Raw genomic sequence first — 9,920 nt, forward strand, 5'->3', positions numbered from 1 at the left:
TGTAGCTGGCGTTGGCAATCTTCCTCGCGATCAGGCCGTTGGATATCCGGCAAGTGAAGCCGGTGTAATAGCCGTCGGTGGCGTTGATCGCGCTGGACTACACGCGGCAATCTCGGTGACCGGGCCGGAGATCGACGTGGTCGCGCCCGCAGTCGATATCTACAGCACCAGTTACGACGGCAAGTATTCGAAGGGCACTGGCACATCGAGCGCGACGGCGATCGTGGCAGGGGCGGCTGCCTTGATCAGGTCGAAGTACCCCTATCTGCCCGCACGTGAGGTAGCGCACCGGCTCACTGCGACCGCCGTCGACAAGGGCCCGTCTGGGCGTGACGACGAGTACGGCTATGGCGTGATCGACCTGGTGGCGGCACTGACGGCAGACGTACCGCCGCTTGGGTTTGAGTCTGTGAGCGCGCCGGCCGGTGCTGGCCCGCCGACGACGGCGGCCGGGCAGCGGCCGGGTGATGATGGCAGCGGCGCGACGGCTCGTGGCCTGGCCACTCTGGGCGTGATCGTGGCTACCGGGGTGGCTTGGGCGGTGGTGGCGCGGCGTCGGCGCCGCAGTGATGATCCGCCGCCCAGAATCAGTCGCTGATCGGTCTGCGGCAGGCTGATCGACTCGGGTTTCTTGATGTCCCGGTATCCAGGCCAGCAGGACACCGCGATTTCAAGGAACCCGAGTCGATCAAAGGCGAGCCCGAGTCTTGAGTCGTGGTGGAGGGCTTGCCGGTAACGTCGGGCTCGTGTCTGACTCTTTGCCGCTCCGCCTCGTGCTCGCTTCGGCGAGCCCTGCCCGTCGTAAGTCCCTCCAGGCCGCCGGCATCGAGCCGGACGTGCTGGTCAGCGGGGTGGACGAATCCCTGGTCGTGACCGACCGGGCCGAGGAGTTGTGCCTGGAGTTGGCGCGGCTCAAGGCACAGGCGGTGCTGACCCGGCTGAGCCCGGCCACCGATCAACGGACGCTGGTGATCGGCTGTGACTCAGTGCTGGCCTTCGACGGGGAGATCCTCGGTAAGCCGGCGGACCCGGCGGATGCGACCCGACGCTGGCTGCGGATGCGGGGGCGCAGCGGTGTTCTGCACAGTGGGCACTGCCTGATCGACGTGGTCGCCGGGCGACGCGCGGAGGCGGTCGCCTCGACAACCGTCCACTTTGCCGACATCAGTGACGACGAGATCGCCGCGTACGTGGCCAGTGGCGAGCCGCTGGCCGTGGCCGGCGCGTTCACGATCGACGGGCTCGGTGGGGCGTTCGTGGAGCGGATCGAGGGTGACCCGGGCACTGTGGTCGGGTTGTCGATGCCGCTGCTGCGCCGCCTCCTCGCCGAACTCGATCTGCGGATCACCGACCTCTGGACGAAGGTCGCGCCGGGCGGCCAATCTGTCGAGCCACTCGGTAACGTCCGGTCATGACCACCAAGTCGATCCCGCTCACCGATGAGCTGCACGCGTACCTTGTCGCACACGGCGCTCCGCCGGACGAGATCATCCAGGACCTGGCCGAGGAAACCCGGTCGGTGTTGCCGGAGCACGCCTCCATGCAGGTGGCACCGGAGCAGGCGGCCTTCCTCACCTTCCTGACCCGGCTCCTCGACGTGCGACAGGCCGTCGAGGTCGGCACGTTCACCGGGCTGTCGTCGCTGGCGATCGCCCGCGGGTTGCCCGACGGTGGGCAACTGACCTGCTTCGACGTCTCCGAAGAGTTCACCGGCATCGCCCGGCGCTACTGGGCGCGTGCCGGTGTGCAGGACCGGATCGACCTGCGGATCGGCCCGGCCGGGGAGACGTTGCGGGAGTTGCCGCACGAGCGCTACCTGGACTTCGCGTTCATCGACGCCGACAAGACGGGCTACCCGGTCTACTGGGCCGAGTTGGTGCCCCGGATGCGACCCGGTGGAGTGATCGCGGTCGACAACGTCCTGCGCGGCGGGCGGATCCTCGCGCCGCAGAACGAAGGAGACCGCGCCATCGCCGCCTTCAACGACGAGGTGCTCGCCGACGTACGGGTGGACCCGGTGATGCTGCCGATCGCGGACGGCCTCACCCTCGCCCGGGTGCGCTGAGCGCAATGATCGACTCGAGTTCCTGGAAGTCGCGGCATCCCACGCGGTAGGACACCCCGACTCCAGGAAACCGAGTCGATCAAGGGCGAGCAGGCAAGCCAGGACAGCCCCAGGCAGGCAGGCCGGCCAGCTTCTAGCGGACGCTGCGGGCGAACTGGCGTGCCGCCCAGTAGACGCCCAGCACGGCGAGCACCGCGGTGATGCTCAGGCCCTGCCAGACCTTGTCGCTGCCCAGGTCACCGGCGAACAACGCGCGGGTGCCGTCGACCGCCCAGGAGAACGGGTTCCAGTCGGCGATGCCCTGCAACCAACCGGGCGCGAACGTCAGCGGCAGCAGGATGCCGGACAGCAGCAGCACCGGCTGTGCCACGGTGTTCATCAGGGGGGCCAGCGCGTCCTCGCTCTTGACCTTGAGCGCCACGCCGTAGGAGACGGCCGAGGTCATGAGGGCGATGAGGGCCAGCATCAGGTACGCCAGCAGCAGGTCACCGATGAACACCCGCAGGTCGAACAGGAGCGCCAACAGGGTGATGATGACGGCCTGCACGAGAAGTGAGACCACGTCGCGCAGCGAGCGGCCGAGCAGCAGGGCGAGCCGGCTGATCGGGGTGACCCGGGAGCGTTCGATGACCCCGGCTCGCAGCTCGGCGATGAGGCCGAAGCCCTGGAACAGGCCACCGAAGATGGCCAGCAGGACGAGCAGACCGGGTACGAAGATCTTGTAGGCGGCTGCCTGGGTGGGTGCATTCAGGGCTGGCTTGAGCAGCGGGGCGAAGAGCAGCAGGTACATCACCGGCTGGAAGACGCCGACGAAGACCCAGACCGGGTTGCGCAGCAGCAACTGGGTCTGCCGCTGGAAGATCAGCCACGTGTCACGGGCGAATTTCATGAGTGGTCTCCGGGTGGTCAGGACTCGCGCAGCGAGCGGTGCCGGTAGAAGAGCCCGGCCCGCTGCTGGTCAGGACTCGCGCAGCGAGCGGCCGGTCTTGGTGAGGAAGACGTCGTCCAGGCTGGGTCGGTGCAGCTCGATCGAGCGCAACTCCAGGCCTGCGTGGTCGAGTCGGCGTAGCACCTGCGGGATGGCGGTGGCGCCCTCGTCGACGTAGAGGCGCAGGCCGCCCTCGTCGACGGTTTCCAGCTTGTTGACGTACGCCTCGCCGTCGAGCGACTGGGCGGCCTGCGGGGTGGCGGCCAGGTCGAGGCCGACCAGCACGACGTCGCCGGAGATCTCCCGCTTGAGCTCGGCGGGGGTGCCCTCGGCCACGATCTCGCCGTTGTCCATGATCGCGATCCGGTCGCAGAGCGCGTCGGCCTCGTCCAGGTAGTGCGTGGTGATGAAGACGGTCATCCCGTCGTTGCGCAGCCTCCGGATCTCGTCCCACATGTGCGCGCGGCTCTGCGGGTCGAGGCCGGTGGTCGGCTCGTCCAGGAAGACGATCTTCGGTTCGTGGATGATGCCGAGCGCGATCTCGACCCGCCGGCGCTGACCACCGGAGTAGGTCTTGCACTTGCGGTCGGCGTACTCGGTGAGCTGGAAGGCGTCCAGCGCGCGGGCGGCGCGGCTCTGCGCGTCGGCCTTGCCGATGCCGTACATGCGGGCGTGCAGCACCAGCTCCTCGCGGGCGGTGGACTCGTCCCAGGTGCTGCCACCCTGCGGGACGTAGCCGATCCGTCGGCGCACCTCGGCCGGGTCCTTGCGCAGGTCGGCGCCGGCGATGGTGGCGTCGCCGCCGTCCGGCTCGATCAACGTGGCGAGCATCCGCAGCGTGGTGGTCTTGCCTGCGCCGTTCGGGCCGAGAAAGCCGAAGATCTCGCCCTCGGTGACCTTGAGGTCGACGCCCCGCACGGCGTCCACCGTCTTCGTCTCTCGACCCGCGCGGGAGCGGAAGGACTTCCGCAGCCCCCTGGTCTCGATCATCTCTGCTCCTGGTCGTTCGGGTCGGCCGGGCCGACCTCCGAGTGGGACGACGCCGGACGGCGCACTCCCCCGCTGTGCCGTCAGCAGGCTAACGCGATATAGCTTCTATGGTCAACGTTGATTATTTCGCGTTGGAGCCCGGCGGGCCCCCGTCGTTCCCCCAACCCGACCAACCTTCGGCGTTCTCCAGCTCAGCAGGCAGGTACGACACACCGGATTCGATCCGTTCCGCGATCCGCTCGCACCAGCCCAGCTCAGCCTCCGCCCGCTCCGACCAGAGTTCGAACAACCAACCGACGTGCACCGGCTTGCTCTTGCGCATCCAGTCGGACTCCAACGAGGCACGCATCGAGGCGACGCTGGCGCGCAGCAGGTTGGCCCGGTTCCGTAGGGCCGCCGCCGCCTCGGTGCGGGGCAGCGCCGGCAGGAAGCCGAACGCCGCGGAGAAGGGGTCCAGCGGCTCGGACAGCCCCCACCAGAAGCCGCGCAGCAACGTCTGAAACTCGTCCTCCCCCGTCGACGTCACCTCGTACGTGGTCCGTGCCGGACGGGCACCGACCTGCTCGGTGGCAACGGCCCTGAGCAGCCCTTCCTCGCTGAGCTTGCGCAAGGCGTGATAGATCGAGCCGGGCTGCACGTTCGCCCACTTGTCGGCACCCCAGCTCAACAGCTCGCGGCGCACGTCGTAGCCGTGCACGGGCTGCATCCACCGCACCAGACCGAGGATCATCAATCGAGTCGAAGACACCACACAAGCGTAATAGACAAGTTTGACTAGAGCGTTGCGGCACAGTGCGGCATCCCACACTGAGCGATCGTTAGGGCCAGCAGGGTGGCCGATACACTCCCCGTCAGTAACCTGCCCGGGAGGAGCCACGAAGGTGCGCAAGGTACTCATCGCCAACCGCGGCGAGATCGCCGTCCGGGTGATTCGTGCGTGCCGCGACGCCGGTCTGGACAGCGTCGCCGTGTACGCGGACTCCGACCGTGACGCCCTGCACGCCACTCTCGCGGACGAGGCGTACGCGCTCGGCGGCGACAGCGCGACCGAGACGTACCTGCGCATCGACAAACTGCTCGACGTCGCCGCCCGGTCCGGCGCCGACGCCGTGCACCCCGGCTACGGCTTCCTCTCCGAGAACGCCGACTTCGCCCAGGCTGTCATCGACGCCGGGCTGACCTGGATCGGCCCCACCCCGCAGGCGATCCGCGACCTGGGCGACAAGGTGACAGCGCGGCACATCGCCCAGCGCGCCGGCGCTCCGCTGGTGCCGGGCACCCCGGACCCGGTGGCCAACCCGGACGAGGTGATGGCGTTCGCCGTCGACCACGGCCTGCCGGTCGCCATCAAGGCCGCCTTCGGTGGCGGCGGACGCGGCCTCAAGGTCGCCCGGACGATGGAGGAGATCCCGCAGCTCTTCGAGTCGGCCACCCGGGAGGCGGTCGCGGCGTTCGGCCGGGGCGAGTGCTTCGTCGAGCGTTACCTGGACAAGCCCCGGCACGTCGAGGCGCAGGTCCTCGCCGACCAGCACGGCAACGTGATCGTGGTCGGCACCCGGGACTGCTCGTTGCAGCGTCGGCACCAGAAGCTCGTGGAGGAGGCTCCCGCGCCGTTCCTCAGCGACGCCCAGCGGGCCCAGATCCACGACAGCGCCAAGGCGATCTGCCGCGAAGCCGGTTACCACGGCGCCGGCACCGTCGAATACCTGGTCGGCGTGGACGGCACCATCTCCTTCCTGGAGGTCAACACCCGACTCCAGGTCGAGCACCCGGTCACCGAGGAGACCGCCGGCATCGACCTGGTCCGCGAGCAGTTCCGGATCGCCGACGGTGAGAAGCTGCGGATCACCGAGGACCCGACACCGCGTGGGCACTCCATCGAGTTCCGGATCAACGGCGAGGACCCGGGCCGCAACTTCCTGCCGGCCCCGGGCACGGTCACCGCACTGCGGCTGCCCACCGGCCCGGGCGTGCGGGTAGACACCGGCATCTCGGCCGGCGACGTGATCGGCGGCAACTTCGACTCGCTGCTCGCCAAGGTGATCATCACCGGTGAGACGCGGACCGAGGCGCTGGAGCGCGCCCGTCGCGCGCTGGACGAGATGGTCCTCGACGGCATGGCCACCGCACTGCCGTTCCACCGGCTGGTCGTGCGAGACGAGGCGTTCACCGCCGAGCCGTTCAGCGTGCACACCCGGTGGATCGAGACGGAGTTCCACAACACCGTGCCGCCGTTCACCGCCGCCGCCGGCGCCGCCGAGGCGCCGGCCGAACGCGCGACCGTCGTGGTCGAGGTGGGTGGCAAGCGCCTCGAGGTCAGCCTCCCCGCCAGCTTCGGCGGGAGTACGACCACCGCGGCACCCGCCTCCCGCAAGGCGGGCCGGCGCGGTGGCGGTGCCAAGGCCGGCGCTCCGGTCGGCGGCGACACTCTCGCCTCACCGATGCAGGGCACCATCGTCAAGATCGCAGTGGCGGACGGCGACACCGTGGCCGAGGGCGACCTGGTGGTGGTGTTGGAGGCGATGAAGATGGAGCAGCCGTTGCACGCCCACAAGGCGGGTACGGTCAGCGGTCTCAGCGCCGAGGTCGGCGCCGTGATCACCGCCGGCGCCCCCATCTGCACCATCGCCTGAGCGACTGCCCGGAAGGCCCCTGACGGCTCCGGCGGGCGATCGGCCCCGACGTAGTGGGTTAGACGGGGCCGGCGGTCAGCGCAGGCTCTCGGCGGCGACCGCGCGGACGGCGGCGGTCAGGGCGTTCAGCACGTCCGACTCCAGTCGCCAGTGCTGCCAGTGGAGCGGGACGTCCAGGTGTCGGCCTGGCACGAGGTCGACGCAGCAACCGGTGGCCAGGTCGGCCTCGGCGATCTGCTCCGGCACCAGGCTCCAGCCCAACCCGAGCCGGAGGGCCTCGCTGATGGCCGGCACCGACGGCACGTAGTGCACCGGCGGGTCGAGCGGTCGGCCCGCCACCGCACGGATGAAGCGGTGCTGCACCCGGTCCTTCCGGTCGAAGACGATCAGCGGCGTGACCGCCAGCGCGGACGCGGTCAAACCCCCGGCGAAGTGGGACGACGCGAACTCCGGGGTGGCCAGCGCGCGGTAGCGCATGGCCCCGAGCCGCAGCACACGACAGCCCTGCACGGCCTCCCGCTGGGCGGTGACCGCCGCCGTCACCGAACCGTCCCGGAGCAGCTCGGCGGTGTGGTCCTGGTCATCCTGCCGCAGGTCGAAGGAGAGCCCGGCCTCCTGCGGCAACCGGGCCAGCGCGGCGGGGAACCAGGTGGCCAGTGAGTCCGCGTTGACCACCACGGCGACCCGGACGCGGCCACCACCGGCCAGCGGGCCGCGGGCGTCGGCCAGTGCCTCCCGTTCGAGCAGCGTGAGCTGGCCTGCCAGGCGCAGCAGTGGACGGCCGGCGTCGGTCGCCACACACGGTCGGGCCCGGCGCACCAGCACCTGGCCGACGGTCTCCTCCAATGCCTTGATCCGTTGACTCACCGCCGACGGCGTGACGTGCAGCAGCCGGGCCGCCGCGTCGAAGCTGCCCTCCGACACCACCGCGGCGAGCGTGCGCAGCTGCGCCGAGTCGAGACCGTCCATAAGCAGAGCTTAAGTTGCGTCAGAATCTTTAGTTGGACTGGTGGAGGTCGAGAGCCCTAGCGTCGATCCGTGCTCACCTCCGCCGTCGCCGGCTTCTCGATCTCCATCGCCCTCATCGTCGCCATCGGCGCCCAGAACGCCTTCGTCCTGCGTCAGGGCCTGCGCCGCGAGCATGTCGTACCCGTGGTGCTGACCTGCGCCGCGTCGGACGCGCTGCTGATCATGGCGGGCGTGGCCGGGGTCGGCACGCTGGTGACGGGTCGGCCAGGCCTCCTGGCGGCGATCCGGTGGGGCGGAGCCGCGTTCCTCCTCTGCTACGCGCTGCTCGCCGCCCGCCGCGCGCTGCGTCCCGGCGCCCTGTTGCCCACCGAGCGTCCGCCAGCCACGCTGGGGGCGACCCTGCTCGCCTGCGCCGCCTTCACCTACCTGAACCCCCACGTCTACCTGGACACCGTGCTGCTGCTCGGCGGGGTGGCCCAGCAGCACCCGCACCGGTGGGTGTTCGGCGCCGGAGCCGCCCTGGCCAGCGGGGTCTGGTTCACCGCCCTCGGCGTCGGCGCGCAGCGCCTCGCGCCGCTGCTCGCCCGCGCCGGCGCCTGGCGGGTGCTGGACGCGGTCATCGCCGTCGTGATGGCTGGCCTCGCCGTGGCGCTCCTGGTGGGCTGACCAGCTCTGACGCGGCGTCGACGGGAGTGTTTTCCACGACCACCGGCGGCGGGACGCTCCACGAGCGGGGATGATGGGCCGAGTGCGGTTCCTACACGGCGCGGCTCCCGCGCACGACCTGACCTATACCGACGTCTTCATGGCGCCGGCCCGCTCCGACCTGGGTTCCCGGCTCGACGTCGACCTTTCCACCAGCGACGGCACCGGCACCACCATCCCGCTGGTCGTGTCGAACATGACAGCGGTCGCCGGCCGGCGGATGGCCGAGACGGTGGCCCGCCGGGGCGCGATCGCGGTGATCCCGCAGGACATCCCGATCGAGGTGGTGGCGAATGTCGTCGCCTGGGTCAAGCAGCGGCACCTGGTCTACGACACGCCGATCACCCTGGGGCCCACCGAGACCGTGGGCGACGCCATCCACCTGCTGCCCAAGCGTTCGCACGGCGCGGTGATCGTGGTCGACGACGCCGGCCGGCCGATGGGCGTGGTGACCGAGGCGGACACCACGGGCGTGGACCGGTTCGCTCAGCTGCGGCACGTGATGTCCACCGAGCTGCACACAGTGCCGGCGGACGCGGACCCGCGTACCGGTTTCGACCTGCTCTCGGCAGGCCGTCGCCGGCTCGCCCCGGTGGTGGACGCCGAGGGTCGGCTGGTCGGGGTGCTGACCCGGCAGGGCGCGCTGCGCGCGACCCTCTACACGCCGGCCGTGGACGACCGCGGTCGGCTTCGCATCGCCGCGGCGGTCGGCATCAACGGTGACGTGACCGGCAAGGCCGCCGCGCTGCTGGAGGCGGGGGTGGACACGCTGGTAGTGGACACCGCGCACGGCCACCAGGCGCGGATGATCTCGGCGCTTCAGGCGGTCCGCAAGCTGGACCCGGGGGTGCCGGTGGCGGCTGGCAACGTGGTGACCGCCGAGGGGGTACGCGACCTGGTCGAGGCCGGGGCGGACATCATCAAGGTCGGCGTCGGGCCGGGTGCCATGTGCACCACCCGGATGATGACCGGCGTGGGTCGGCCGCAGTTCTCCGCCGTGCTCGACTGCGCCGCCGCCGCCCGCGAGTTGGGCCGGCACGTCTGGGCCGACGGCGGGGTGCGCCACCCACGGGACGTGGCGCTCGCGCTCGCCGCCGGGGCGTCGAACGTGATGATCGGCTCCTGGTTCGCCGGCACCTACGAGTCCCCCGGTGACCTGTACACCGACGCGGACGGCCGGCGGTACAAGGAGAGCTTCGGGATGGCCTCGGCCCGGGCGGTCAGTGCCCGTACCGCCGACGACAGCCCGTACGACCGGGCCCGCAAGGCGGTGTTCGAGGAGGGCATCTCCTCGGCCCGGATGCACCTGGACCCGGCGCGACCCGGCGTCGAGGACCTGATCGACGAGATCATCGCCGGGGTGCGCAGCGCGTTCACGTACGCCGGCGCACGGGACCTGACGCAGTTCCACGACCGGGCGATCGTCGGCGTGCAGAGCGCCGCCGGCTTCACCGAAGGAATGCCCCTCCCCACAAGCTGGTAACCCCACCACCCGTCCTCGTTGATCATGAAGTTATTGCCGTCGACCTCGGCTTGGGGTCAAGGGGTGAGTGCAATCGTCAGGTGGCGATGAGGTGGTCCAGGCGCTCGGCTGGGGTTGCCCAGCCGAGTGTCTGGCGGGGGCGGGTGT

General features: G+C 70.4%; 10 protein-coding genes. 6 read left to right on the forward strand and 4 right to left on the reverse strand.

The features are described 5' to 3' along the window. The 3 genes from KBX34_RS32075 to KBX34_RS32085 form a co-directional block, all read left to right on the forward strand. On the forward strand, positions 1-598 hold a 598-nt coding region (locus KBX34_RS32075; protein WP_210928820.1), incomplete at its 5' end, for a S8 family serine peptidase. A gap of 148 nt (positions 599-746) precedes the next feature. Then, complete coding sequence (locus tag KBX34_RS32080) at positions 747-1,415, forward strand: nucleoside triphosphate pyrophosphatase (RefSeq protein ID WP_099850491.1); 669 nt, start codon at positions 747-749, stop codon at positions 1,413-1,415. After that, entirely contained in the window at positions 1,412-2,065 is a 654-nt protein-coding gene (locus tag KBX34_RS32085) for an O-methyltransferase (protein ID WP_210793273.1), read from the forward strand. The genes KBX34_RS32080 and KBX34_RS32085 overlap by 4 nt, the downstream gene beginning before the upstream one ends. A 133-nt stretch (positions 2,066-2,198) precedes the next feature. On the opposite strand, the gene KBX34_RS32090 is transcribed toward KBX34_RS32085, so the two are convergent. From KBX34_RS32090 to KBX34_RS32100, 3 genes are all read right to left on the reverse strand, one after another. After that, positions 2,199-2,954 (reverse strand): ABC transporter permease, encoded by a 756-nt coding sequence (locus tag KBX34_RS32090; RefSeq protein WP_088946186.1) that lies wholly within the window; start codon positions 2,952-2,954, stop codon positions 2,199-2,201. 69 nt (positions 2,955-3,023) lie between these two features. Then, positions 3,024-3,983, reverse strand: coding sequence for an ATP-binding cassette domain-containing protein (locus KBX34_RS32095; RefSeq protein WP_210928828.1), 960 nt, complete (start codon positions 3,981-3,983; stop codon positions 3,024-3,026). 121 nt (positions 3,984-4,104) lie between these two features. Further along, positions 4,105-4,716: a PadR family transcriptional regulator gene (locus KBX34_RS32100; RefSeq protein WP_210928832.1), complete on the reverse strand. Its 612-nt coding sequence runs from the start codon at positions 4,714-4,716 to the stop codon at positions 4,105-4,107. A 148-nt stretch (positions 4,717-4,864) separates the two neighbouring features. Between KBX34_RS32100 and KBX34_RS32105 the strand changes: the two genes are divergently transcribed. Continuing rightward, a complete protein-coding gene (locus KBX34_RS32105) occupies positions 4,865-6,616 on the forward strand; it encodes a biotin carboxylase N-terminal domain-containing protein (protein WP_210793275.1) in 1,752 nt (583 codons plus the stop codon). A gap of 75 nt (positions 6,617-6,691) precedes the next feature. On the opposite strand, the gene KBX34_RS32110 is transcribed toward KBX34_RS32105, so the two are convergent. After that, a complete protein-coding gene (locus tag KBX34_RS32110) occupies positions 6,692-7,585 on the reverse strand; it encodes a LysR family transcriptional regulator ArgP (RefSeq protein ID WP_210928830.1) in 894 nt (297 codons plus the stop codon). A 69-nt stretch (positions 7,586-7,654) separates the two neighbouring features. Between KBX34_RS32110 and KBX34_RS32115 the strand changes: the two genes are divergently transcribed. Together KBX34_RS32115 and KBX34_RS32120 are read left to right on the forward strand one after the other, a co-directional pair. Continuing rightward, positions 7,655-8,251 (forward strand): LysE/ArgO family amino acid transporter, encoded by a 597-nt coding sequence (locus tag KBX34_RS32115; protein WP_099850481.1) that lies wholly within the window; start codon positions 7,655-7,657, stop codon positions 8,249-8,251. 82 nt (positions 8,252-8,333) lie between these two features. After that, positions 8,334-9,773, forward strand: a complete 1,440-nt coding sequence (locus KBX34_RS32120; RefSeq protein WP_099850479.1) for a GuaB1 family IMP dehydrogenase-related protein — start codon at positions 8,334-8,336, stop codon at positions 9,771-9,773. Positions 9,774-9,920: the final 147 nt, after the last annotated feature.

The organism is Micromonospora sp. M61 (genome assembly GCF_018070245.1).
GTDB lineage: Bacteria > Actinomycetota > Actinomycetes > Mycobacteriales > Micromonosporaceae > Micromonospora > Micromonospora zamorensis.